At 64.4% G+C, this 25,506-nt stretch carries 23 protein-coding genes; 6 read left to right on the top strand and 17 right to left on the bottom strand.

Translation table 11 applies throughout. The features are described 5' to 3' along the window. Positions 1–209 precede the first annotated feature (209 nt). Both JQ635_RS09435 and JQ635_RS09430 read left to right on the top strand, forming a co-directional pair. The gene (locus JQ635_RS09435; protein WP_211409589.1) at positions 210–713 is read left to right on the top strand and encodes a DUF1993 domain-containing protein; all 504 of its coding nucleotides are present in this window, start codon (positions 210–212) and stop codon (positions 711–713) included. A gap of 178 nt (positions 714–891) precedes the next feature. Then, entirely contained in the window at positions 892–1,992 is a 1,101-nt protein-coding gene (locus tag JQ635_RS09430) for an alkene reductase (RefSeq protein ID WP_211409588.1), read from the top strand. Positions 1,993–2,208: 216 nt separating this feature from the next. Here the strand turns inward: JQ635_RS09430 and JQ635_RS09425 are convergent, their stop codons facing one another. The 7 genes from JQ635_RS09425 to glpD all read right to left on the bottom strand — a co-directional run bounded on the left by JQ635_RS09425 (position 2,209) and on the right by glpD (position 9,924). Beyond that, positions 2,209–3,951 carry an ABC transporter substrate-binding protein gene (locus JQ635_RS09425; RefSeq protein ID WP_211409859.1) on the bottom strand — a complete coding sequence of 581 codons (1,743 nt, stop codon included), beginning with the start codon at positions 3,949–3,951 and terminating at the stop codon, positions 2,209–2,211. 130 nt (positions 3,952–4,081) lie between these two features. After that, complete coding sequence (locus JQ635_RS09420) at positions 4,082–4,411, bottom strand: DUF2160 domain-containing protein (protein ID WP_211409587.1); 330 nt, start codon at positions 4,409–4,411, stop codon at positions 4,082–4,084. 9 nt (positions 4,412–4,420) lie between these two features. Further along, complete coding sequence (locus JQ635_RS09415; protein WP_211409586.1) at positions 4,421–5,227, bottom strand: carbohydrate ABC transporter permease; 807 nt, start codon at positions 5,225–5,227, stop codon at positions 4,421–4,423. Further along, positions 5,227–6,201 (bottom strand): carbohydrate ABC transporter permease, encoded by a 975-nt coding sequence (locus tag JQ635_RS09410; protein ID WP_211409585.1) that lies wholly within the window; start codon positions 6,199–6,201, stop codon positions 5,227–5,229. Before JQ635_RS09410 ends, JQ635_RS09415 begins: the two co-directional genes overlap by 1 nt. Beyond that, positions 6,201–7,286 carry an ABC transporter ATP-binding protein gene (locus JQ635_RS09405; protein ID WP_211409584.1) on the bottom strand — a complete coding sequence of 362 codons (1,086 nt, stop codon included), beginning with the start codon at positions 7,284–7,286 and terminating at the stop codon, positions 6,201–6,203. Before JQ635_RS09405 ends, JQ635_RS09410 begins: the two co-directional genes overlap by 1 nt. A gap of 14 nt (positions 7,287–7,300) precedes the next feature. Beyond that, positions 7,301–8,377 (bottom strand): ABC transporter ATP-binding protein, encoded by a 1,077-nt coding sequence (locus tag JQ635_RS09400; RefSeq protein ID WP_211409583.1) that lies wholly within the window; start codon positions 8,375–8,377, stop codon positions 7,301–7,303. After that, a complete protein-coding gene (gene glpD / locus JQ635_RS09395) occupies positions 8,374–9,924 on the bottom strand; it encodes a glycerol-3-phosphate dehydrogenase (protein WP_211409582.1) in 1,551 nt (516 codons plus the stop codon). Before glpD ends, JQ635_RS09400 begins: the two co-directional genes overlap by 4 nt. A gap of 290 nt (positions 9,925–10,214) precedes the next feature. Between glpD and JQ635_RS09390 the strand changes: the two genes are divergently transcribed. Both JQ635_RS09390 and JQ635_RS09385 read left to right on the top strand, forming a co-directional pair. After that, entirely contained in the window at positions 10,215–10,466 is a 252-nt protein-coding gene (locus tag JQ635_RS09390; RefSeq protein ID WP_211409581.1) for a type II toxin-antitoxin system prevent-host-death family antitoxin, read from the top strand. Further along, the gene (locus JQ635_RS09385) at positions 10,466–10,882 is read left to right on the top strand and encodes a type II toxin-antitoxin system VapC family toxin (protein ID WP_211409580.1); all 417 of its coding nucleotides are present in this window, start codon (positions 10,466–10,468) and stop codon (positions 10,880–10,882) included. The genes JQ635_RS09390 and JQ635_RS09385 overlap by 1 nt, the downstream gene beginning before the upstream one ends. A 3-nt stretch (positions 10,883–10,885) precedes the next feature. Here JQ635_RS09385 and JQ635_RS09380 read toward each other — a convergent pair whose 3' ends face one another. Both JQ635_RS09380 and JQ635_RS09375 read right to left on the bottom strand, forming a co-directional pair. Further along, on the bottom strand, positions 10,886–11,731 hold the full coding sequence (locus tag JQ635_RS09380; protein WP_211409579.1) for a DeoR/GlpR family DNA-binding transcription regulator: 846 nt from the start codon (positions 11,729–11,731) through the stop codon (positions 10,886–10,888). Positions 11,732–11,838: 107 nt separating this feature from the next. Continuing rightward, positions 11,839–12,525: an HAD family hydrolase gene (locus JQ635_RS09375; RefSeq protein WP_211409578.1), complete on the bottom strand. Its 687-nt coding sequence runs from the start codon at positions 12,523–12,525 to the stop codon at positions 11,839–11,841. Positions 12,526–12,679: 154 nt separating this feature from the next. On the opposite strand from JQ635_RS09375, the gene JQ635_RS09370 reads away from it, so the two are divergent. Together JQ635_RS09370 and JQ635_RS09365 are read left to right on the top strand one after the other, a co-directional pair. Next, positions 12,680–13,132, top strand: a complete 453-nt coding sequence (locus JQ635_RS09370; protein ID WP_211409858.1) for a nuclear transport factor 2 family protein — start codon at positions 12,680–12,682, stop codon at positions 13,130–13,132. A gap of 326 nt (positions 13,133–13,458) precedes the next feature. After that, entirely contained in the window at positions 13,459–13,854 is a 396-nt protein-coding gene (locus tag JQ635_RS09365) for a DUF4440 domain-containing protein (protein WP_018645287.1), read from the top strand. 236 nt (positions 13,855–14,090) lie between these two features. Here the strand turns inward: JQ635_RS09365 and JQ635_RS09360 are convergent, their stop codons facing one another. From JQ635_RS09360 to JQ635_RS09325, 8 genes are all read right to left on the bottom strand, one after another. Further along, positions 14,091–14,282, bottom strand: coding sequence for a hypothetical protein (locus JQ635_RS09360; protein ID WP_211409577.1), 192 nt, complete (start codon positions 14,280–14,282; stop codon positions 14,091–14,093). A 222-nt stretch (positions 14,283–14,504) separates the two neighbouring features. Then, entirely contained in the window at positions 14,505–14,915 is a 411-nt protein-coding gene (locus JQ635_RS09355; RefSeq protein WP_211409576.1) for an acyl-CoA thioesterase, read from the bottom strand. A 21-nt stretch (positions 14,916–14,936) separates the two neighbouring features. After that, entirely contained in the window at positions 14,937–17,033 is a 2,097-nt protein-coding gene (locus tag JQ635_RS09350) for a 3-hydroxyacyl-CoA dehydrogenase NAD-binding domain-containing protein (RefSeq protein ID WP_211409575.1), read from the bottom strand. A 2-nt stretch (positions 17,034–17,035) separates the two neighbouring features. Next, positions 17,036–18,319 carry an acetyl-CoA C-acetyltransferase gene (locus tag JQ635_RS09345; protein ID WP_211409574.1) on the bottom strand — a complete coding sequence of 428 codons (1,284 nt, stop codon included), beginning with the start codon at positions 18,317–18,319 and terminating at the stop codon, positions 17,036–17,038. Beyond that, a complete protein-coding gene (locus JQ635_RS09340; RefSeq protein WP_211409573.1) occupies positions 18,319–20,586 on the bottom strand; it encodes an acyl-CoA dehydrogenase in 2,268 nt (755 codons plus the stop codon). Before JQ635_RS09340 ends, JQ635_RS09345 begins: the two co-directional genes overlap by 1 nt. Positions 20,587–20,872: 286 nt before the next feature. Then, on the bottom strand, positions 20,873–21,496 hold the full coding sequence (locus tag JQ635_RS09335; RefSeq protein ID WP_211409572.1) for a flavin reductase family protein: 624 nt from the start codon (positions 21,494–21,496) through the stop codon (positions 20,873–20,875). Between the two features lie 153 nt (positions 21,497–21,649). Beyond that, positions 21,650–22,249, bottom strand: coding sequence for a TetR/AcrR family transcriptional regulator (locus JQ635_RS09330; RefSeq protein WP_211409571.1), 600 nt, complete (start codon positions 22,247–22,249; stop codon positions 21,650–21,652). Positions 22,250–22,282: 33 nt separating this feature from the next. Beyond that, positions 22,283–25,420, bottom strand: a complete 3,138-nt coding sequence (locus JQ635_RS09325) for an efflux RND transporter permease subunit (protein WP_211409570.1) — start codon at positions 25,418–25,420, stop codon at positions 22,283–22,285. Between the last annotated feature and the right edge of the window lie 86 nt (positions 25,421–25,506).

The following is a 25,506-nucleotide window of genomic DNA, read 5'->3' as shown; positions in this document are numbered from 1 at the left end:
GGGGGGCGGGGCATCCAGTACTCCGAGACAGCGCGGCTGAAATCGAGCCGCCGCGGCGTACTGGATCGCCCGCCTTCGCGGGCGATGACAGCAATTGAGAATTTTCGCACCGCACAAGGCGCTTTCGCGATTGTATTTTTCCATGAGGCTCCCATGTGAGTGGCTCAGGTTTTCTCCTGAGGATTCCCCCTCCTTGAAGCGAGCATCACATGTCCTTCTACGACGCCGTCGTCCCTGCTTACCTGCAAATGCTGAACAGCCTCACCGGCCTGCTGACCAAGGCCGAGGCGCATTGCGCGGCGAAAAAGATCGATCCCAGTGTCCTGCTCGGCTCCCGCCTGTTCCCGGACATGCTGCCGCTGTCAAAGCAGATCCAGCTCGTCAGCGATTTCGCCAGCAAGGGCTGCGCGCGCCTTACACACAGCGAAGTGCCTTCGAATCCCGACACGGAAAAGACGTTTGAGGAGCTGAAGCAGCGGCTGGCGAAGACGATCGACTATGTGAAGTCGTTCAAGCCCGAGCAGTTCGAGGGCGCCGAGACCAAGGACGTCACCTTCCCGGCCGGCCCCGACAAATCCATCACCATGAAGGGGCAGCAATTCTTCAGCGCGTTCTCGCTGCCGAACTTCTATTTCCACGCCGCGACCGCTCACGGCATTTTGCGCCACAACGGCGTCGAGATCGGCAAGCGCGATTTCATGGGCGCAAACTGATTTGCAAAATCGCACGACCGCGTAGCGGAATTCCGCTGCCGCGACCGGAATTGCACATGAATTATGCTACGCGGGCTTTGCCGCGTAGCTCGCCTGCACTTTCCGTATGGCTCGTCTCTTGCGCCTGATGTCGCGATGCACAAGTGTTCGGGACCTCTCACCGCCTGGAAGCATTCCCATGAGCCGCTCGACCAAATTGTTTGAGACCTACAAGCTCGGCCCGATCACGCTGGCCAACCGCCTCGTCATGGCGCCGCTGACGCGCAACCGCGCCGTTCCCGGCACGTTCGTACCCGGCGCGCTCGCCGCCGACTATTACGGCCAGCGCGCCTCCGCAGGCCTGCTGATCACCGAAGCGAGCCAGGTCTCGCAACAGGGCCAAGGCTACCAGGACACCCCCGGCATCTACAGCAAGGAGCAGGTCGCCGGCTGGCGCAAGGTCACCGACCAGGTGCATGCGCGCGGCGGCAAGATCTTCATCCAGCTCTGGCATGTCGGCCGCATCTCGCATGTCGACCTCCAGGCCAATGGCGCAGCCCCGGTGGCGCCGAGCGCGATCCGCGCCAAGGGCAAGACCTTCGTGAACGGCAGCTTCGCCGATGTCTCCGAGCCCCGCGCGCTCGAGCTTTCCGAAATCCCCGGGATCATCGACGACTTCAAGCGCGCGACGAAGAATGCGCTGGAAGCCGGCTTTGACGGCGTCGAGATCCACGGCGCCAACGGCTATCTGCTCGAGCAGTTCGCCAAGGATGGCGCCAACAAGCGCACCGACGCCTATGGCGGCTCGATCGAGAACCGCGCGAAGCTGATGCTGGAAGTCTCCAGAGCCGTCGTGGCCGAGGCCGGCGCCGATCGTACCGGCATCCGCATCTCGCCGGTGACACCGGCCAACGACATCTCGGATTCCAACCCGCAGGCGCTGTACGACCACATCGTCGACGGCCTCAGCGCGCTGAAGCTGGTCTATCTCCACGTCGTCGAGGGCGCCACCGGCGGACCGCGCGACATCGCGCCGTTCGACTATGGGTCCTTGCGCAAGCGCTTTGCCGGCGCTTACGTCGCCAACAACGGCTACGACTTCGATCTCGCCAGCAAGGTGCTCGAGGCGAACGCCGCCGACCTGATAGCCTTCGGCAAGCCGTTCATCTCCAACCCCGATCTCGTCGAGCGGCTGAAGCGGGGCGCTGCGCTGAACGACTGGGACAAGAACACGTTCTACGGCGGCGGCGCCAAGGGTTACACGGACTACCCGGCGCTGGCGGCCGAGCCGGCGGAGTAATTTTCTTCTCCCTCTCCCCGCTTGCGGGGAGAGGGTTGGGGTGAGGGGGAGTCTCCCCGGGGACGGAGGCAGTTGGACTCGCGGAGAGTCCCCCTCACCCGGAATCCGCGCTTTCAGCGCGCATTCCGGCCTCTCCCCGCAAGCGGGGAGAGGCGAAGAAAGAAAAAAGGCCGGGATCGCTCCCGGCCTTTCGCATTTGGTGACGCTACGTGCTGCTTACTTCGCTTCCGCGCGCTTCGGGGGAGTGGCGGGCCACGACTTGATCAGGGTGTCGTAGTCGACCGTCTCGCCCTTCGGCTTCTCGTTGGCGAGCTTGCGCTGCGGGGCGATGGTGCCGTCCTTCTGGGCCTTGGCGAACCAGTACTCGGCCGTCTCCTTCTTGTGCAGCTTCGGACCGCACTCCTTCTGCACGCCGGACTTCTCCAGGCGCTCCATCACGGAGTCCTGGGCCGCTGCGAGAGCGTCCATCGCCTGCTGCGGCGTCTTCGCACCGGACGACGCATCGCCGATGTTCTGCCACCACAGCTGCGCGAGCTTCGGATAGTCGGGCACGTTGTTGCCGGTCGGGGTCCACTGCACGCGCGCGGGCGAGCGGTAGAACTCGATCAGGCCGCCGAGCTTCGGCGCACGCTCGGTGAACGACTTGTCCCAGATGTCGGATTCACGGATGAAGGTGAGACCGACATGGCTCTTCTTCAGGCTCACCGACTTGGAGATGATGAACTGGAGATAGAGCCAGGCCGCCTTGCGGCGATCCGCCGGGGTCGACTTCAGAAGCGTCACGGAGCCGGCGTCCTGGTAGCCGAGTTTCATGCCTTCCTTCCAGTACGAACCGTGCGGCGAGGGAGCCATACGCCATTTCGGCGTACCGTCCGCGTTCATCACGGCGATGCCGGGCTTCACCATGTCGGCGGTGAAGGCGGTGTACCAGAACATCTGCTGGGCGATGTTGCCCTGCGCCGGCACGGGGCCGGCTTCAGAGAAGGTCATGCCCTGCGCCTGCGGCGGCGCATACTTCTTCAGCCACTCGAGATATTTGGTGATCGAGTAGACCGCGGCCGGACCGTTGGTGTCGCCACCACGCTCGACCGAGGAACCGACCGGGCGGCAGCCTTCCATGCGGATGCCCCACTCGTCGACCGGCAGACCGTTCGGAATGCCCTTGTCGCCGTTGCCGGCCATCGACAGCCAGGCGTCGGTGAAGCGCCATCCGAGCGAGGGGTCCTTCTTGCCATAGTCCATATGGCCGTAGACCTTGACTCCGTTGATCTCCTTGATGTCGTTGGTGAAGAACTCGGCGATGTCCTCATAGGCGGACCAGTTCACGGGCACGCCGAGCTCGTAGCCATACTTGGCCTTGAACTTGGCCTTGTAGTCGGGATTGGTGAACCAGTCGTAGCGGAACCAGTAGAGGTTGGCGAACTGCTGGTCGGGCAGCTGATAGAGCTTGCCGTCCGGCCCCGTGGTGAACGACTTGCCGATGAAGTCGTTGACGTCGAGCATGGGATCGGTGACGTCCTTGCCCTCGCCGGTCATGTAGTCCGAGAGAATGACGGTCTGGCCGTAACGGAAGTGCGTTCCGATCAGGTCGCTATCGTTGATCCAGCCGTCGTAGACGTTCTTGCCCGACTGCATCTGGGTCTGGAGCTTCTCGACGACGTCACCTTCCTGGATGAGGTCGTGCTTGAGCTTGATGCCGGTGAGCTCGGAGAACGCCTTGGCCAGCGTCTGCGATTCATACTCGTGGGTCGCGATGGTCTCGGAGACGACGTTGATCTCCATGCCCTTGAAGGGCTCGGCCACCTTGGCGAACCACTCCAGCTCCTTCTTCTGCTCTTCCTTCGACAGCGTCGAGGGCTGGAATTCCGTGATCCACTTCTGGATCACGGCCTCGTCGGCGGCGCGAACCGGCGCCGAGACGGCGAACGACACCGCCAGAAGCGCGGCGGTGCTGGACATGGTCAGAAAACTATTCTTGGTCAATGGACCTTTCCTTCTCCTAAACTGTCGCATGTTGTTCCTCCGTTGCAGCGACAAACTTTTATACAGGCCCGGGTTGGTCCCGGATCTGGCCGTCCCTTCGCGAGCTTCAGACCGTGCGGAAAATGAGCGCGGCCGTGACCAGCGAAATTCCTGATGCGAGCCACAGGCTCGAGATCTCAAAGCCTTCCTCGCCGATCGGCAGCGTGGCGATCGCGTCGGTGCCGACGAGGCCGATCCATGCGAGATGGATGACGGCCGCGGCAATCAGCGAGATGAAAAGGCGGTCGCCGCGCGTGGTCGGAATACTGAGCACACCGACGCGCTCGGCCTCGGGGTAGACCGCGGCGAGCCACGTCATCACCGCCAGCGTGCAGGCCAGCGCGGCGAAGAAGATCGCCGTCGGCAGCGTCCAGGCCATCCATGCAATGGATTCCATGCGAGCCTCCTAGACCCGGCCGAGCGCGAAACCGCGCGCGATGTAGTTGCGGACGAACCAGATCACCAGCGCGCCCGGGATGATGGTGAGCACGCCGGCGGCCGCGAGCAGGCCCCAGTCCATGCCCGAGGCCGACACCGTGCGCGTCATGATCGCCGCGATCGGCTTGGCATGCACCGAAGTAAGCGTGCGCGCCAGCAGCAGCTCGACCCAGGAGAACATAAAGCAGAAGAAGGCGGCGACGCCGATGCCGCTCGCGATCAGCGGCACCAGGATCTTGATGAAGAAGCGCGGGAAGGAATAGCCGTCCAGGAAGGCGGTCTCGTCGATCTCGCGCGGCACGCCGGACACGAAACCTTCGAGGATCCACACCGCCAGCGGAACGTTGAAGATGCAGTGCGCCAGCGCGACGGCCCAGGGCGTATCGAACAGGCCGATCGCCGAATAGAGGTTGAAGAACGGCAGCGCATAGACCGCCGCCGGCGCCATGCGGTTCGACAGCAGCCAGAAGAACAAATGCTTGTCGCCGAGGAAGCGGTAGCGTGAGAACGCGTAGGCCGCCGGCAGCGCCACCGAGATCGAGATGACGGTGTTGAGGACGACGTATTCCAGCGAATTGATGTAGCCGGAATACCAGCTCTCGTCGGTGAAGATGCGCTTGTAGTGCTGCAGCGTCGGGGTGTGCGGCCACAGCGTCATCGTCGAGACGATCTCGCTGTTGGTCTTGAAGCTCATGTTGACCAGCCAGTAGATCGGTAGCAGCAGGAAGACCAGGAACAGCCCCATGATGAGGCGGCGGCCGGGGATCGAATGCATCAGGCCACTCCTTCCTTTGGCTTGAGCGCTGGCACGGGCTTGAGCGCGGCCGAAGGCTTCGGCTCCACCGCCGGCTCGCTCTCCGCCTGGACTTTGCGCTCGACACCGGCATTGGTCATGACGGTGTAGAAGATCCAGCAGACGATCAGGATGATGAGGTTGTAGACCAGCGACAGCGCCGCGGCCTTGCCGAGGTCGAACTGGCCGAGTGCGATCTTGACGAGCTCGATCGACACGAAGGTGGTGGAGTTGCCGGGCCCGCCGCCGGTGACGACGAACGGCTCGGTGTAGATCATGAAGCTGTCCATGAAACGCAGCAGCACCGCGATCAGCAGCACGCGGTTCATCTTCGGCAACTGGATCGCCTTGAACACCGCCCAGCGCGAGGCACCGTCGATCTGCGCCGCCTGGTAATAGGCGTCCGGGATCGACTTCAGGCCGGCATAGCAGAGCAGCGCAACGAGGCTGGTCCAGTGCCAGACGTCCATCACGATGACGGTGAGCCAGGCGTCGACCTCGTTGGAGACGTAATTGTAGTCGATGCCGATCGCGTTCAGCACATAGCCGAGCAGGCCGATGTCGGGCCGACCGAAGATCTGCCAGATCGTGCCGACCACGTTCCACGGAATCAGCAGCGGCAGCGCAAGGATGATCAGGCAGGCGGCCACGGTCCAGCCCTCGCGCGGCATCGACAGCGCAACGACGATGCCGAGCGGCACCTCGATTGCGAGGATGACCATCGAGAAGAACAGGTTGCGGCCGAGCGAGGCGAGGAAGCGGCCGCCGAGATCGGTCGAGGGATCGAGCAATTCCTTGAACCAGCCGACGCCGTTCCAGAAGAACTGGTTGTTGCCGAAGGTGTCCTGCATCGAATAGTTCACCACCGTCATCAGCGGCAGCACCGCGGAGAAGGCGACGACCAGGAACACCGGCAGCACCAGGAACCAGGCTTTTTGGTTGACGGTCTTGTCCATCAGGCGGCTCCCTCCACCAGAAGGCTGTCGGCATAGACGTGCACATGCGACGGATCGAATTTCAGCCCGGCGTTGCCGTCCGGGCTGGTGAAGCCCGCCGGCGCACGCGCTGCGAGCTTGGCGTCGCCAAGGCGCGTTCGCGCGAAGCGGATGCGACCGAGGTCGTCGATACGCTCGATTTTTGCGGTGAGCAGGCCCGGTCCGGGTGCGACGGCCTCGACGAATTCCGGCCGCACGCCGATCTCGATCCTGGCACCGGCCGGAAGGTTGTCGTAGCTGCGATTCAGCGCGATGACGTGGCCGTCGATCTTGGCCTCGCGTCCCCTCACCTCCGCCGGCAGGATGTTCATGCCGGGCGAGCCGATGAAATAGCCGACGAAAGTATGCGCCGGCTTGTCGAACAGCTCGGCTGGCGTACCGCTCTGCACCACGCGGCCGTCATGCATGACAACCACGGTGTCGGCGAAGGTCAGCGCCTCGGTCTGGTCGTGGGTGACGTAGATCATCGTGAGGTCGAGCTCGCGATGCAGCGCCTTCAGCTTGGACCGGAGCTGCCATTTCAGCTCGGGATCGATCACAGTCAGCGGCTCGTCGAACAGCACGGCGGCAACGTCGTTGCGCACGAGACCGCGGCCGAGCGAGATCTTCTGCTTGGCATCGGCCGTGAGCCGCGTCGCCTTGCGGTTCAGATAAGGCTCGAGGTCGAGCAGGCGGCCGATCTCGGCGACGCGCCGGTCGATATCGGCCTTCGGCACGCCGCGGTTCTTCAACGGAAACGCCAGGTTCTGCCCCACCGTCATGGTGTCGTAGATCACCGGAAACTGGAACACCTGGGCGATGTTGCGCTTCTGGGTTGACAGCGGTGTGATGTCCTTGCCGTCGAACAGGATTTTCCCGCGCGACGGCGTGATGATGCCGGAGATGACGTTGAGCAGCGTGGTCTTGCCGCAGCCGGAGGGCCCGAGCAGCGCATAGGCGCCGCCCTGCCGCCAGGTCATGGTGACAGGCTTCAGCGCAAAGCTTTCCTGCGGCGCATCATTGCCGCCGTAGGAATGGGCGAGATCGACGAGGTCAATGCGGGCCATGGCGCATCTCCCCCTTACGAGCCTGGAGCGGCGACCAAGCGGTCAGCCGCATCGAAGACGAAGACATCATTGGGATCGAGCACCGCGTCGATGGTCTGGCCGGGCTCGAACTCGTGCACGCCGTGCAGCACCGCAACCCAGTTCAATCCGTCGCGGGTCAAATGCACAAAGCTCTCCGAACCGGTGATTTCGGTCACCGTGACCGTGGCATGGAAGGCATGGCGATCGGCCTCGCCATTGGCAAGGGCGAGCTGATGCGCGCGGAAGCCGACGCGATAGGCGCCGTCGGCCAGCGACGAATAGAGGCCCGAGGCCGGCGACGCCGTGCCGCCAGCATATTGCACAGAGCCGCTCTTCTTCTCGATGCCGACGAGATTGAGCGGCGGATCGGAAAACACCTGCGCGACGCGGAGCGTCTGCGGCCGGCGGTAGACGTTGGCGGTCTCGCCCATCTGCAGCGCCTGGCCCTCCCACATGCAAACCGTGTTGCCGCCGAGCAAAAGCGCCTCGGTGGGCTCGGTGGTGGCATAGACGAAGATCGCGCCGGAGGCCTCGAAGATGCGCGGCAGCTCGGCGCGCAGCTCCTCGCGGAGCTTGTAGTCGAGATTGGCGAGCGGCTCGTCGAGCAGCACGAGATCGGCGTCCTTGACCAGGGCGCGCGCAATCGCCGTGCGCTGCTGCTGGCCGCCGGAGAGCTGGAGCGGGGTACGCTTCAGGAACGGCTCGAGCCGCAGCAGCTTTGCCGCTTGCGCCACGCGCGCCTCGATCTCCTCGCGCGGCTTGCCCTGCACGCGCAAGGGCGAGGCGATGTTCTCATAGACCGTGAGCGAGGGGTAGTTGATGAACTGCTGATAGACCATCGCGACCGAACGCTGGCGCACGTCGGCGCCGGTGACGTCCTTGCCGTTGACCAGCACCCTACCCGTGGTCGGCTTGTCGAGGCCGGCGAGCAACCGCATGATCGAAGTCTTGCCCGACAGCGTCGGCCCGAGCAGCACGTTGAGCGTGCCGCTCTCGAGCGTCAGCGAGACGTCGCGGATGTGCTCGAAGCCATCGACGGTCCGGGTCACGTGATCGAGGGTCACGCTCATGAGCGTCCTCCCGCTTCCAGCAGGCGACTTTGCGACACGGCGTGGACCCTGATCCAGTCGTCAAGCGCCGCGATCTCATCGGCAGATAGTCGCAGGCCGAGCTTGGAACGGCGCCAGACGATGTCCTCGGCGGTGACGGCCCATTCGTTGGCCATGAGGTAGCGGACCTCGCGCTCGGTCAGCGTGGCGCCGAAAGCCTGGCCGAGATCGGCGGCCGACTTGGCATCGCCGAGCAGCTTGATGGCGCGGGTGCCATAAGCGCGCGCCAGGCGCCGCGCATGCTCATGGCCGAGGAAGGGATAGCCGCGCTGCAGCTCGGCGATCAGGCCGTCGATATCGGACACGTTCATGTCGCCGCCGGGCAGCGGCCATTTGCCGGTCCAGCCCTCGCGCGCCTTCGCGCTGCGCAGATAAGGCGCAAGACGCTCAAGCGCCTCCTCGGCGAGGCGGCGATAGGTCGTGATCTTGCCGCCGTAGATCGACAGCAGCGGAGAACCGCCGGGCGTGTCGAGCTCGAACACGTAGTCGCGCGTCGCCGCCTTGGCTTCGCTGGCGCCATCGTCATAGAGCGGCCGCACGCCGGAATAGGTCCAGACCACGTCTTCCGGCTTCACGGGCTTCGCCAGATATTCGCTCGCCGCGGTGCAGAGATATTGGATCTCCTCAGCCGTCGCCTTCACCTTGGCGGGATCGCCGTCATAGTCGCGATCGGTGGTGCCGATCAGCGTGAAATCGTCCTGGTACGGGATCACGAAGATGATGCGGCCGTCTGCATTCTGGAACATGTAGGCGCGGTCGTGGTCGTAGAGCTTCTTGACCACGATGTGCGAGCCCTGCACCAGCCGCACCTTGGCCTTGGCGTTGACGCCGGCGCCGCGGCCGAGCACGTCCTCGACCCAGGGACCGCCGGCATTGACCAGCGCTTTCGCCCGGATCTGCGAGCGCTCGCCGGTCAGCGTGTTGACCAGGCTCACGGTCCAGACACCGTCGGCCTGCTTGATATCAGTTGCGCGGGTGCGGGTACGGATCTCGGCGCCCTTGTCGGCGGCATCGCGCGCGTTGAGCACGACGAGGCGGGCGTCATCGACGAAGCAGTCGGAATATTCGAAGGCGCGGCTGTAGCGATTCGGGATCAGCGGCTTGCCGACCTCGTCGCGCCTGAGGTCGACCGAACGGGTCGCCGGCAAGAGATGGCGGCCGCCGATATGGTCATAGAGGAAGAGGCCGAGACGCAGCAGCCAGGCCGGGCGCAGGCCGGCGTGATGCGGCAGGACGAAACGCAAGGGGCGGATGATGTGGGGCGCGATGCCCCAGAGGATTTCGCGCTCGATCAGCGCCTCGCGGACCAGCCGAAACTCGTAATATTCGAGATAGCGCAGGCCGCCATGCACCAGCTTGGTCGACCAGGATGACGTCCCGCTCGCCAAATCGTTCATTTCGCACAGGAAAACCGTGTTGCCGCGGCCCACCGCGTCGCGCGCGATGCCGCAGCCGTTAACACCGCCTCCGATGATGGCGAGATCGAAAATACGCTCCAACAGACGCATCCCCCGGCGACCGCCCGTTCCTTCGAGCGGCTACTTTCGTTTTTGATTAGATCACACCGAAAAACGAAAGCAAGATGAAAGAGAGGCGAAAGGAAGTGAAAGCGGAACTTTTTCAACGGCAATGAGGCGGAGAAATCAGCAGCCGAGCGGACAGATTTAGGGGCACGCAGCTCGATGGAACGGCAGGCTGGCGCGGCGCCGTCGACCAACACACTTATGGACTTGAATGTAGCAACATCTCTACATATATCTCGCAAGCAGAGCATAGTCGCGGCTTGGAGGCGCAGACGATGGTGACCACCCTGACCAGCCGAGAATTCAATCAAGACACCAGCGGCGCCAAGAAAGCAGCTTCGCAGGGACCCGTCTTTATTACGGACCGCGGCCGCCCGGCCCATGTCCTGCTGACCATCGAGGATTATTTGCGCCTGAGCGGCGGACACATGAGCCTTGCGGAAGCTCTGGCGCAGACGAATGCGGATTTTGATTTCGATCCGCCTCGCGTGGGCGATGGGATCTTCAGAGCCGCTGATCTCGACTGATGTTTCTGCTGGACACCAATGTCATTTCCGAATTGAGACGACCGGATAAGGCTGATCGGCACGTCGTCGCTTGGGCGAATGCAACTCCAGCGGCAAATTTTTTCATTTCCGTCATTTCGATTCTCGAGATCGAACTTGGCGCACGCCTGATCGAACGCAAGGACGCGGCGCAAGGTGCCGTCTTGCGCAACTGGATCAACAGCCAAATTCTGGCTCGCTTCGACGGTCGGATCCTAGCTATCGATACGGCCGTCGCGCAGCGTTGTGCACAGCTTCACGTTCCCAACCCGCGCGCTGAACGCGACGCGCTCATTGCGGCGACCGCGCTTGTCCACGGTTTGACGGTTGTTACGCCCAATGTAGAGGATTTCAAACCCACGGGCGTCCCGCTGCTCAATCCGTGGGACGACGTATAAGCCTCAGCGCAACCGCACGACCGGTGCGGCTTCCGGTGCCGCATCCTGGGCATCGGCCTGCGGATCATCGATGTCCGCGCCCTTCGGCATCGCCTCGACCACCTCGATGCCCTTGCTGTGACAGATGGTGGCGAGGCGCTCGGGCAGCTCCTGGTCGGTGACGAAGGTCTGGATCTGGGTGATGTGGGCGATGCGCACCGGCGCGCTGCGGCGGAGCTTTGTGGAATCGGCGACCAGCATGACGCTGCGGGCATTGGCGATGATGGCCTGCGCCACCTGCACCTCGCGATAGTCGAAGTCGAGCAGCGCGCCCTCCTCGTCGATCGCAGATGCGCCGATGATCGCGTAGTCGACCTTGAACTGGCCGATCAGCTGCGTCGCGGTCGAGCCGACCACGGCGCCGTCGGCGCGCCGCACCGTGCCGCCGGCGACCACCACCTCGATGCGCGGATGGCGGTAGAGCAGCATCGCGACGTTGAGATTGTTGGTGATGACGAGCAGATCCTCATGCGAGGTCAGCGCGCTCGCGACCTCCTCCGTCGTGGTGCCGATGTTGATGAAGAGCGAGCAGCCGTTCGGGATCAGCGAGGCGGCCGCGGCGCCGATCGCCTTCTTCTCGTCGGCGGCGACGAAGCGGCGCGCCTCATAGGCGAGGTTTTCCACGCCCGAGGCGATGATGGCGCCGCCATGGATGCGGGTCAGCGACCTCCGCTCGCAGAGATCGTTGAGATCCTTGCGGATGGTCTGCGCCGAGACCTCGAACCGGCGCGCGAGCTCCTCGACCATGACACGGCCGGACGCGCGCGCGATGTTGAGGATTTCGGCTTGGCGATGGGTCAATCCGGTCACGGCAACAGCCTCAAATCAGAATGATGCATGGTGCGGCGGTTCGCGCCTTTGGTCAATGCGGGCGCCGATCACGGTTAACGGATGAAGGGCCCTCGCCACGCCATTTCTCACCAAGTCATGGCGCTCGCAAGACGTGCGAGCAGCGCCGGATCGTCGAAGGCGCTGGCGGACGTGACCGCGCCTGATGCAACCAGGTCGGCATGGCTGAGGCTGGTGCGAATTCCGATGGTCGGAATTCCGGCCGCCGCAGCGGATTGCACGCCGGTGCGGGAGTCCTCGAATGCAATCGAGGTCTCCGGCCGCGCGCCGACGAAACGCAGCCCTTCCTGATAGGGCAGCGGATGCGGCTTGCCGTGCGCAAGTTCGGCACCGATCATGAGCGCCTTGAAGCGATGCGTGATGCCGAGGCCGGACAGCAGCAGCTCGGCGTTGAGACGCGGCGCATTGGTCACGGCGACCATGGGAATGCCGGCGCCGTCGGCCCGGTCGAGCAGCGCCATCAGCCCCGGCAGCGGTGCGATCTGCCCGGCCACGAGCGTACGGAAGACTTCCTCCTTCTCATCGAGGATCGAGGCGCGCCGCTCCGGCGCCTCGTGGGGCAGAAAGCGCTCACCGATCGCGACATTGGCGAAGCCTTGCAGCTCCCGGGAGAAGCGTGCGTGATCGAAGACATGGCCGTGAGGGCCGAGCACCTGGTTGAAAGCCTTCAAGTGCAACGGATCTGTGTCGGCGAGCGTGCCGTCGATGTCGAACAACAACGCCCTGCCCATCGCATCGTGTTTGGCCTCGATCATTTCCGTACTTTCCCAAATGCGCGACACATCGATGCGCGAGACGTATCAATACGGCATCGATCCTGCAATGACGCATCCACATGACCACGACGTGACACTCGACAAAGCCGCGCGCGGCTGCAACACTCTGGCCAAGACCAAAAAGGAGGAAACGATGACGATCAACCGACGCGATCTGGCTCTCTCGACTCTGGCGGTTTCCGCGCTCGCTCTTACCACGTCGGCGCTGGCCGCTTCAGCGGACGAGGACGCCGTGGCGAAGAAGGTCGAGGCCTTCCGCCTCGCGCAGATCGCGGCCGACCCGAAGGCGCTTGGCACGCTGTGCTGGGACGACCTGAGCTACAGCCATTCCAGCGGCAAGGTCGAAGACAAGGCGACCTTCATCACGAATGCCACCGACGGCAAATCAAAATTCCTGACGATCGAATACAAGGACCCGACCATCAAGGTCGTCGGCCCCGCGGCGATCGTCCGCTTCCACTGGCTGGGGGAACAGGAAATGGCAGCCGATGGGAAGAAAGTATCGACCAATCTTCACATCCTGATGAACTGGCAGAAGCAGGGCGACGAGTGGAAGCTGCTCTCGCGCGCCGCGACGAAGTTGTGATGGTGACCTTACCCTCTCCCCTTGCGGGAGAGGGTGGCTCGCCGCATAGCGGCGAGACGGGTGAGGGGTCTCTCTCCGCGAATGATCTTTCACAGTTGAATTTGCGGGGGCAAACCCCTCATCCGGCGCTTCGCGCCACCTTCTCCCACAAGGGGAGAAGGAAAAGACAGCAGCATCAAGGGCGGCAAAAAATTCCGACCACGCTTGGCGTGCCAGAAATTGCGCTGCCTGGCGCAATGCAGCGTATTGCGACGACGCTTGCGGCCTGACGCTCGACAAAATCAAGTGCGGCTGCAACGGTGGGCGCAAGATCAAGGACGGAGGATATGATGACACTGAATCGCGATCATGCTGCCACGACGGACTACGAGGCGGTGGCAAAGAACGTCGAGGCATTTCGCCTCGCCCAGATCGCGGCCGATCCGAAGGCGCTCGGCGCGCTGTGCGCGGACGATTTGAGCTACAGCCATTCCAGCGGCTTCCTCGAGGACAAGGCGGCTTTCATCGCCAACGCCACCGACGGCAAGACCGAATTCCTGTCGATTACGTACAAGGATCCAACCATCAAGATCGTCGGTCCCGCCGCGATCGTACGCTTCCACTGGCTGGCCGAGATGATGACCGGCGGACAGAAAGTGGCAAACAGCCTTCACATCCTGATGAACTGGCTGAAGCAGGGCGACGATTGGAAGCTGTTGTCGCGCTCCGCGACGAAGTTGTGATGGTGACCTTACCCTCTCCCTTTGTGGGAGAGGGTGGCTCGCCGCGACAGCGGCGAGACGGGTGAGGGGTATGCTACAGCAAGCACACCTCTCGCAGCGGAATTCGAGGAAGCAGACCCCTCATCCGGCGCTTCGCGCCACCTTCTCCCACAAGGGGAGAAGGAAAGTGCAGCGGCATCAAGGCGGCAAAATTTTCCGACCACGCTTCGCGCGTCGAAATCACCAGCGACAGGCGCTTACGCCGCCTCCTTCACATCGCCATTCAACAGCCTGCGCGCGGCGCGCTCGGCTTCGCGGGCGTTGCGGAAGAACTGGCCTTCGAGACGGTTGAAGCGATGCGACGAGGCGAAGAAGCAGTAACCTCCTTGGGAACGAACGACGATACCTGCGGTCTGCGAATCGACTTCGATGATGTAGCTGTCCGGCATGGTCCGTGGCTTCCTCAGTGCGGGCAAATAACGGCACTCCGACCCAAAGGTTCCTAGGCATTTTCGGCCGTTTTCCATCCCGAATCGACACGCAATTGAGTACGCTGGGACCTCATCCGTTTTATGACTTGTTCTTGGCGAAGCCGCGACGCGATGACTCATGCGCGCCGCGTTCGGCGACATCGCACGTCTTCGTGAGACGGGGCAGAGCGTCGCGCGCGGTTACGTCGCGATCGGCGTCACGGTCGAACGAACCTCCTGCGGGCGACCATGTTCGTCGATCGAGACGTAGGTGAAATTGCCGTCAGTGACGAGGAACGGATGCTGCTCGCCGCGACGCAGGGCCCACGCTTCCAGATGCACGGTGATGGACGTGCGCCCTACACGCACGAGGTTGGCGTAGACGGAGACGAGATCGCCGACATAGACCGCTTTGCGAAAGTTCATCGCCTCGATCGCGACCGTCACCGTGCGCGACTTCGCGACTTTCGATGCAAACACGCCGCCGCCGACGTCCATCTGGCTGAGCAGCCAGCCGCCGAAGATGTCGCCGTTCGCGTTGGTATCGGCCGGCATCGCCAGCGTACGGATGCAGAGATCCCCGCTCGGCCCGGTATTGGCTTGCTCGTTCATGCCTCTCTCACTCGAGATTGCTCACTTGAAATTGTCCCAGCCCGGATCGGGCGCGAAGCGCTCGCCGAATCGCTCCGCCAGCGCACGCAGGGTGGATACAATGTTTTCCACCCCGCGCGTGCGCGCATAGTTCAGCGGACCGCCGCGGAATGGCGCATAACCCGTCCCGAAGATCATGGCGCCGTCGACCGCATCCGCATCGTCGACGATGCCCTCACGCAGCGCCGCGACGCAGACATTGGACATCGGCAGCACCAGGCGGTCGATCATCTGGTCGGTGACGCGCGGGCCGGTCTCGGCGAGCTGTGCCTTCTCCGCCTTGCCGTCCTTCCAGGTGTAGAAGCCCCTGCCGGTCTTGCGGCCGAGCTCGCCCTTGGCGACCTTCTCGCGCAGCCAGGCCGGCGTCGGCGGCAGCAGGTCACCGAACTTGGTGCGCAGCATGTCGCCGACGTCGAGGCAGATGTCGAGGCCGACCTGGTCGGCAAGTTCGATCGGCCCCATCGGCATGCCGAACTGCTCGGCCGCGGCGTCGATCAGGCGCTGGTCGGTCTTCTCGTCCAGCATCACCATGGCTTCGAGCATGTAAGGCGTCAGCGCGCGGTTGACGAGAAAGCCGGGCGAGCTCTTTACCGATAGCGGCAGGCGATCGATGGCGCCGACGAAGGCGAGCGCTTCTTTCAACACTTGCACATCATTGCCGTCGTGGCTGACGACCTCGACCAGTTGCAGCCGCGAGACCGGGTTGAAGAAATGTAGGCCGACCAGCCGCTCCGGCCGCGCCAGCGTGGTGCGCAGATCCTGAAGCGGAATGCTCGATGTATTGGTCGCGAGGATCGCGCCCGGCTTCATCCGCGGCTCGAGGCCGGCATAGACCTTCTGCTTGAGCTCGAGCTTTTCCGGCACCGCCTCGATGATGAGATCGGCGTTGCGGACGCCCTCGCCGTCCATGTCGGGGATCAGGCGATCGAGCGCGTCGCGCACGTCGGCGGGCTTGCGGATGATCTTGCCGTAGAGCTCGGCCGCGCGCTTGACCGCGCCTGCGATCGGCTCCGCCTTCATGTCGGCGAGCGAGACGCGCAGCCCCTGCCCCGCACACCAGCCTGCGATGTCGCCGCCCATGGCGCCGGCGCCGATGACGTGGACATGCTTCACCGTGTTGCCGGAGCCTGCCGCCTTCTTCATCTGCTCCCGCAGGAAGAAGACGCGGATCAGATTCTGCGCGGTCGGCGTCACCATCAGCTTGGCGAATGAGGCCTGCTCGGCCTTCAGCATCGCGGCCTTGCTGCCGCCATGGGTCTCCCACAGATCGATCAAAGCGTAAGGCGCGGGATAATGCTCGCGGGGGGCCGCCTTTGCCGCCTCCGAGCGCATGCGCTTGGCCAGCAATCCGCGCACTGGGCCGAGATTGGCGGCGCGAGCGAGCAGGCCGGGCTTGGCCCGCTTCAGCCGGCCGAACAACACGTCCTTCACCGCGCCACGGACGTGGCGCTCCTGCGTCACGGTGTCGACGAGGCCGAGCGATTTGGCGCGGCGCGCGTCGATGGTGCGGCCGGTCAGCATCAAGGCCATCGACTGCGTCGGATTCACCAGCGCGGTGAAGCGCGCAGTGCCGCCGAGGCCGGGATGCAGGCCCAGCATCACCTCAGGGAAACCGAAGCGCGCACCGTCGATCGCGATACGCGCCTGGCAGGCCAGCGCGACCTCGAGGCCGCCGCCGAGACAGAAGCCGTGGATGACCGCGACTGTCGGCAGTTTCAGCGCTTCCAGATGATCGACCACCGCATGCGCGGCGCGAATACGCGTCTCGACCACTTCGGGGTCCGAGGCGCCGCGGAATTCGTTGACGTCGGCGCCGGCAATGAAGCCGGACGGTTTTGCGGAGCGGATCACGAGGCCCGCGGGACGCTCGGTCTCGATCGCAGCGAGCGCGGCGTCGAATTCCTCCATCACGTCCGAGGACAGCGTGTTGGCGCTGGCCTCGGCGCGGTCGAACAGCAGCCAGGCGACGCCATCGGCATCGCGCGTCAGCTTGAAGTGCTTGTAGGGGCCATCGGCGGTGGGCTGAGGCCCGAGCGTCAGCACGCGATCGCCGAGCGCGGTCATGATCTTGGAATCCATGGTCACACCACCTCGATCAGCATAGCGCCGCCGAGCCCGCCGCCGATGCATTCGGTGGCAACCCCGCGCCGCGTGCCGAGCCGCTTCATCGCGTTGACGAGATGCAGCACGATACGGTTGCCGGAAGTGCCCACGGGATGGCCGAGCGAGATGGCGCCGCCGTCGACGTTGAGCTTCTCACGATCGATCTCGCCGGCGGCGCCGTCGAGCCCAAGAATCTCGCGGCAGAATTTGTCGTCGTTCCAGGCGGCGAGGCAGCCGAGCACCTGCGTCGCGAATGCCTCGTTCAGCTCCCAGGTCTCGACGTCCTTGATGGTGAGGTCATTGCGCTTCAGCAGCGGCGTCGCCGACATCACCGGGCCGAGCCCCATGATGCTGGGATCGAGCGCGGCCCAATGGCTGTCGACGATGACAGCCTTTGGCTCCAGCTTGTGCTTGGCTACAGCCGCATCGGAAGCGAGGATCACCCAGGATGCACCGTCGGTGATCTGCGAGGAATTGCCGGCGGTGACCTGCCCCCAGGGGCGTTCGAACACCGGCCTCAGCTTTGCGAGAGACTCGGCCGTCGAGTCCGCCCGCACACCGTCGTCATGATCGAAGAACTTGCCGTCGCGGGAGAACGCGGTCTCGACCTCGCCTTTCAGAAAACCCGCACCTTGCGCATGCGCGAGCCGGCGGTGGCTCTCGGCGGCATAGGCGTCCGACTGTGCGCGGGTGATGCCGAAGAGATGGCCGACGACCTCGGCAGTCTGGCCCATGTTCAGGTCGGTGACGGGATCGGTCAGCCCGCGCTCGAGGCCGATGATCGGCTTGAGATAGCGCGGACGTAGCTTGAACGCGGCGGCGAGCTTAGCGGCCACGCCCTTGGCGGTGGCGAGCCCGGCGAACCAGCGCACGCCGGAATTCGGCCAGACCAGCGGCGCGTGGCTCAGCGCCTCGGTGCCGCCGGCTAGGATCATGTCGGCATGGCCTTCGCGGATGTAGCGGTAGGCGGTGTCGATCGACTGCATGCCGGAGCCGCAATTGATCTGCACGGTAAAGGCGACCATGTCCTCGCCCATGCCGAGCCGGAGCGCGGCGACACGGGCCGGGTTCATCTCGTCGGCGATGACGTTGACGCAGCCGAGGATGACCTGGTCGAAATCGGCTGGCGAAAACGGCTGCCGCGCCAGCAGCGGCCGTCCGCATTGCACGGCGAGATCGACCGGCGTGAATGGGCCCGGCCCCGAGCGTGCTTTGAGAAACGGCGTCCGGCTGCCGTCGACGATGAAAACCGGTCGTGCCATCAGCTTGCCGCCCTCTGCTCACCGAGTTCCTGGAAGAACTGATGCACGTCGCCGGCTTTCCTGTAAATCGGCGACAGCGCCTCCGGCGCAAAATCGTCGACTTCGATGACTTTTGTGACGGCTTCGTGAGCCGCGGCAAGCTGCTCGCCTTCGGCCTGTGTGATCACGCCCTTCGCGACGGCATCTTTCCAGTCTCGGATATGAGCCGCGCGCATGCGCTTGGCGATGGCATCGGCCGCCGCGACCAGCTTGAACGCGCGCTCCAGCCGGGCAAAGCCGCCGTCGTCGTCGACATGGGCCAGATCCGGCGTCAGGCGCTCGCGCGCGGCCGAGGGCTCGAGCACCAGGCTTGCGCATTGGTGCACGACGCGGTCGGACGGGCCGAGCACGCGCGCCCCAAAAGGCTGGACCACGAGCTTGAGGAAGCTGGCGACAAAGCGGTTGGGCAGGTTGGCGAGGATTTCGGCAAGCCGGTTCTCGATGGTCTTGAAGCCGGTCGCCATGCACCATTCCAACGCGGCAAAGTCCTCCTTCTGCCGGCCCTCGTCCTGCCAGCGCTTCAGCACGGCCGAGAGCAGATGCAGTTCGGAGAGAATGTCGCCGAAGCGCGCCGACAGCATCTCCTTGCGCTTGAGCGCGCCGCCGAGCGTCAGCAGCGCCATGTCGGCGCAGAGCGCGAAGGCCGCCGAATAGCGCGATAGCTGGCGGTAGAATGGCGTGGCATCGCCAGCATCGGGCGCCATTGCGAAAGCGCCAAACGTCCAGCTCCGGCCGAAGGCGCGGAACAGCGTCTGAAAACTGTGGCCGACATGCTTCCAGAATGCCGCGTCGAAGGCGGTGAGCCCACGCTCGCGATCGGTGTCCGCCAGCGCATTCATCTCGTCGAGCAGATAGGGATGGGCGCGGATGGCGCCCTGCCCGAACACGATGAGGTTGCGGGTCAGGATATTGGCGCCCTCGACCGTGATGCCGACGGGGACGGCCCGATGCAGATTGCCGAGATAGTTTTGCGGACCGTCGATCACGGTCTTGCCGCCGTGAATATCCATGGCGTCGTCGACGGCGGTGCGCATCCGCTCGGTTGCGTGCAGCTTCATGATGCCGGAGATGACGGCGGGATGAATGCCGGCATTCAGCGCGGCGCAGGTCAGCCGGCGCGCCGCATCGAGCTGGTAGGCGGTGGCGACGATGCGGGCGAGCGGCTCCTCGACGCCCTCGAACTTGGAGATCGAGATGCCGAACTGCTCGCGGATACGGGCATAGGCGCCGGTGGTGCGCGCGGCATAGGCGGCGCCGGCCGCGGACAGCGACGGCAGCGAGATGCCGCGGCCGGCGGCGAGCGCCGTCATCAGCATCTTCCAGCCCTGGCCGAGGCGCTCCTTGCCGCCGATGACGTAATCCAGCGGAATGAAGACGTCGCGGCCCCAATTCGGGCCGTTCTGGAACACCTGCATCGAGGGCAGATGGCGCTGGCCGATCTCGACGCCAGGCAGATTGGTCGGGATCAGCGCGACAGTGATGCCGAGCTCTTCCTGATCGCCGACGAGATGATCGGGATCGTAGGCCTTGAAGGCGAGGCCGAGCAGCGTCGCCACCGGGCCTAGCGTGATGTAGCGCTTGTGCCAGTTGAGCCTGAGGCCGATGACCTCACGGCCTTCGAAAATGCCCTTACAGATGATGCCGGTGTCGACCATCGAGGCGGCATCCGAGCCGGCCTCGGGACTGGTGAGACCGAAGCAGGGAATGTCGCGGCCATCGGCGAGCCGCGGCAGCCAGCGCTCCTGCTGCTCCCTGGTGCCGAAACGCATCAGGAGCTCGCCGGGGCCGAGCGAATTCGGCACCATCACCGTGACGGCGGCGGCGATCGAGCGGGTCGAGATCTTGCGCACGACTTCCGAATGCGCGTAGGGCGAGAAGCCGAGGCCGCCAAATTCCTTCGGGATAATCATACCGAAGAATCTCTCGCGCTTGACGAAATGCCAGACGTCCGGCGGCAGATCGCGCCATTCCCAGAAGATCTTCCACTCGTCGAGCATGGCGCAGAGCTCGTCGACGGGGCCGCTCAGGAAAGCCTGCTCCTCGTCGGTCAATTTGGCCGGCGCGATTTTCAGCAGTTTCGACCAGTCGGGATCGCCGGTGAAGAGATCGGCATCCCACCAGACATCGCCGGCCTCCAGCGCCTCGCGCTCGGTATCGGACATCGCCGGCAGCACGCCGCGCGCCCAGGAGAAGATCGGCTTTGTGATTTTGTCGCGGCGGAAGCTCATGGCGGACCTCATGGATCGGCGCGGTGACAGGGCATTTTAGCGGAAACAGGCCGGGGTGCGTGAACACTTCGCGGGCAAAAAGAAGCGAATTGACGCGGCCGGGCGACCGCCCGGGCCTAACGGCCGGGGCGTGGGGGCAGTTCCGGGAGGGGGGATGGGGCTGAATGCCCCGCCGTCATTCCGGGGCGCGCGAAGCGTGAGCCCGGAATCCATCGAGCAGCAGCGTTGGTCGAGAATGGATTCCGGGCTCGCGCGTGACGGCGCGCCCCGGAATGACTGTGGCGACCTAATCCGGCCGGACCATCTCGAACATGTTTTCCGGCTTGATCTCGAAATAATCGCCGCGGCGGCCGGCGCGGACGATCGGGTGGGCGGCGGCGGTCTGATAGACGCCGTCCTTGATCATGGCCTTGTCGATGTGGACGGCAACCACCTCACCCAGCGTCAGCCAGGCATCGGCCTCCTTGCCGTTGGCGCCCTTGAGGCGAACGATGTCGGAGACCTTGCATTCAAAGGCGACGGGGCTCTCGCCGACGCGCGGCACGTTGACGAGCTTGCCGGGCACGGCGGCCAGGCCCGCGATCTTGAACTCGTCGACCTCGGGGGCGACATGCGCGGCGGTCGCGTTCATCTGCTTGGCGAGATCCATCGTGGTGAGATTCCAGACGAACTCCCGGGTCTGCTCCATGTTCGCCACCGTGTCCTTCCAGTTGGTGGAGGAGAAGCCGATGATCGGCGGCACGTAGCAGAACGCGTTGAAGAAGCTGTAGGGCGCGAGGTTGACGTGGCCCCTGGTGTCGCGGGAGGAGATCCAGCCGATCGGGCGCGGCGCAACGATGGCGTTGAAGGGATCGTGCTTGAGGCCGTGGCCCTTGGAGGGCTCGTAGAAGTAAAGGTCTTTGTCGGTCACGCTGGCTCTCCACTCACCGTCATTCCGGGGCGCGCGCAGCGCGAACCCGGAATCTCGAGATTCTCAGGTGCGCAATTGCGCACCATAGTTCGATGCTTCGCATCGCCCCGGAATGACGGCAAGTGGGCTTATAGGAGCAAACGCCGCCGCCCGTCAGTGGCGCGGCGACAGACCGGCGATGACGAAATCGATCATCTGGTCGATGGTCGGGCCCGGCTTGGTGGCGCACTGGGCGATCATCTGGGGGTGGAAGAAGCGGATCATCGCGGTGCAGGCGCAGAGCGAGGCCAGTTGCAGGTCCGGCGCCTCGAACTCGCCGGAGGCGACACCTTGCGCGATCATCTGGCCGATGACGCCGGCGATGCACTCCATATGGGCGACGCAGACGTCCCAGTCCTCCTCCATCGCGATCGCGACCATCTCGTGCAGCTTGTTATCGCCGACATAGCGCTCGGTATTCATGCGGTGGATGGTGGTGAGCAGCTCGCGGAAGCGCGGGAGCACCGGACCGGGCCGGGTCACGATCCGCTGCGCCTCCAGCTCGACCTCGCCCATCAGGCCCCGCGCCACCGCCTGGTGGATCGCCTTCTTCGATTCGAAGAAGCGATACACGTTGGCGGGGCTCATCCTGAGCTCCTTGGCGATGTCCCCGACCGTGGTCTTCTGGTAGCCGATCTGACGGAACAGCCGCTCAGCCACCTCGAGGATGCGATCCCGGGTGTCGACTTCGATATGTTCCGAAACAAGGGCCATCAGTCAGGACTCGTTGGTCTGCACTCTTCTCATCTATTCAGCCGCTTCGGCAAGCGGAATTGCGTGCTGGTCATCGCTCCCATGCTGCGGCGCGGCAGGCTGCTCGGGGGTACCCGCCTCGTCCAGGCTCTTGCGGAACCACAGGGCATAGAGGCCCGGCAGGTACAGGAGCGTCAGGAATGTCGCGACAAACAGGCCGCCCATGATCGTGATCGCCATCGGGCCCCAGAAGGCCGAGCGCGACAGCGGGATCATCGCCAGGATGGCGGCGAGCGCCGTCAGCACCACCGGGCGGGCCCGGCGGACGGTGGCCTCCACGATCGCCTCGCGGCGGGTCAGGCCGTGGCTGACGTCGGTCTCGATCTGGTCGACCAGGATGACCGTGTTGCGCATGATCATGCCGGCGAGCGCGATCAAGCCGAGCAGCGCCACGAAGCCGAACGGGGCATTGGCGACGTTGAGGCCGAGGGAGGCACCGACGATGCCGAGCGGCGCGGTCAGGAACACCAGGATCAGGCGCGAGAAGCTCTGCAGCTGGATCATCAGCAGCGTCAGCATCACCATGACCATCACCGGGAAGAGGATGAAGATCGAGGCGTTGCCCTTGGCGGACTCTTCGAACGCGCCGCCCGGCTCGATGCGGTAGGCCGGCTCGAGGTGATCCTTGATCGCCTTCAGCTTCGGCGTGATCTGGTTGGTGACATCAGGGGCCTGCACGCCGTCGACGACGTCGGAGCGCACGGTGATCGCCATGTCGCGGTTACGCCGCCACATGATCGGCTCCTCATGGGCATATTCGATCTTGGCGATCTGCTGCAGCGGCACGGCAACGCCATTGCGCGAGGTGATGGTGAGATCGCCGACGCCGCCGAGGTCGAGGCGCTCGGACGGGATCGCGCGGGCGACCACGCCGACCTTCTCGATGCCGTCGCGCACGGTGGTGACCTGCGAGCCCGAGATCAGCATCGCGAGCGCCTGCGAGACCTCCTGCGGGGTCAGGCCCATGGCGCGGGCACGATCCTGGTCGACGACGAGCTTCAGGTAGGGCGACTGCTCGTTCCAGTCGAGCTGGACGTCCTTGACGCTCTTGTTCTGGCGCATGACGTCGCGGACCTGGTAGGCGATCTCGCGCACCTTGTTGGCATCGGGGCCGATCACGCGGAACTGCACGGGGAAACCGACCGGCGGGCCGAAATTGAAGCGGTCGACACGGACTCGCGCCTCGGACAGGAAGCCGTCGCCAGCCGCGTTCTCGATCTTGGCCTTGATGCGCTCGCGCGCCTCGACGCCCTTGGCGACAATGACGATCTCGGCGAAGGCCTCGTTCGGCAGCTGCGGGTTGAGGCCGAGCCAGAAGCGCGGCGAGCCCTGGCCGACATAGGACGTATAGGTCTCGATGTCCTTGTCGTCCTTGAGCAGCGTCTCGGCCTTCTTCACCGCCTTCTCGGTGACGTTGAAGGCGGTGCCCTCGGGCAGGCGCAGCTGCAGGAACAGCTCGGGCCGCTCCGACAGCGGGAAGAACTGCTGCTGGACATGGCCGAAGCCAACGATCGAGGCAATGAAGACGCCAACGGTCGCGGCCACCACGGTGATGCGGTGGTTGACGCACCATTGCACGATGGCGCGCAGGCCCCGGTACATGCGGGTCTCGTAGACCGCGTGCGGATCGTGGTTGTGGTGCGCCTTCATGTCGGGCAGCAGTTTGACGCCGATATAGGGCGTGAAGATCACCGCCACGAACCAGGAGGCGACCAGCGCGATCGCCACGATCCAGAAGATGCTGCCGGCATATTCGCCGACCGCCGAATTGGCAAAGCCGATGGGGAGGAAGCCAGCGGCCGTGACCAGCGTTCCCGTGAGCATCGGAAACGCAGTTGATTCCCAGGCAAAGGACGCCGCGCGCATGCGGTCCCAGCCCTGCTCCATCTTCACCACCATCATCTCGACCGCGATGATGGCGTCGTCGACGAGCAGGCCGAGCGCGATGATCAGCGCGCCGAGCGTGATGCGGTGCAGGTCGAGCGACATCGTGTTCATGACGATGAAGACGATGCCGAGCACCAGCGGCACCGACAGCGCGACCACGATGCCGGTGCGCCAGCCGAGCGCCAGGAACGAGACGAACAGCACGATGACGAGCGCTTCCATGAAGGAGTGCACGAACTCGCCGACGGCGTGCTCGACCACCTTGGGCTGGTCGGCGATCAGCTTGACGTCGATGCCCTGCGGCACGGCCTTCATGAACTCGCTAGTCGCCTTCTCGACCTCCTTGCCGAGCTCGAGGATGTTGGCGCCCTTGGCGGTGACGACGCCGATGCCGATGGCGGCCTTGCCTTCCTGGCGGACGACGAAGCTCGGCGGATCGACATAGCCGTGGGTGACGGTGGCGATATCGCCGAGGCGGAAGACGCGGCCGTTGCTCTCGACCGGCGTCTCGGCGACGGCCTTGGCGCCGTCGAGCGCGCCGGTGACGCGCAGCGGCACGCGCTGCGAGGAGGTCTCGACCGTGCCGGCCGGGGTCACATTGTTCTGCTTGGCGAGCGAATCGAACAGCGCCTGCGGCGTGATGCCGAGGGTGGCGAGCTTGGCGTGGCTGAACTCGACGAAGATGCGTTCGTCCTGATTGCCGTAGACGTCGACCTTGGTGACGCCGGGCACCTTCAGCAGGCGCTGGCGAAATCCTTCGGAGACCTTCTTGAGCTGGGCATAGTCGGCGCCGTCGCCGGTCATCATGTAGAGGATGGAATCGACGTCGGAGAACTCGTCGTTGACGACGGGCCCGAGAATGCCTGAAGGCAGCTGGCCCTGTACGTCGACCAACTTCTTGCGCAGCAGATAGAAGAGATAGGGCACATCCTTCGGCGGCGTGGAGTCGCGGAAGGTCACCTGGAGCGCGGTGAAGCCGGGCTTGGAATAGGTCTGCACCTTCTCGAAATAGGGCAGCTCCTGGATCTTCTTCTCGATGGGATCGGCGACCTGCGCCTGCATCTCCTGCGCGGTCGCACCCGGCCAGAGCACGGAGACGTTGACCACCTTCACCGTGAAGAACGGGTCCTCGGCGCGGCCGAGCTTCTCATAGGAGAAGAAGCCGGCGACGCCGAGGATGATCATCAGGAAGAGAACCAGCGTCGGATGGCTGACGGCCCAGGCCGAAAGATTGAAGCGCTTCATCGCACTCTCCGAAGGTCGATCCAGTTAAAAACGACAGCCGCTTTGTTCAAACCGTCGTCGCGAGGCAGCGAAGCAATCCAGGGGGC

Source organism: Bradyrhizobium iriomotense (assembly GCF_018130765.1).
GTDB classification, from domain to species: Bacteria; Pseudomonadota; Alphaproteobacteria; order Rhizobiales; family Xanthobacteraceae; genus Bradyrhizobium; species Bradyrhizobium iriomotense_A.
Note: the sequence above shows the minus strand (reverse complement) of the source record. Positions and strands in the feature narration are given on the sequence as shown.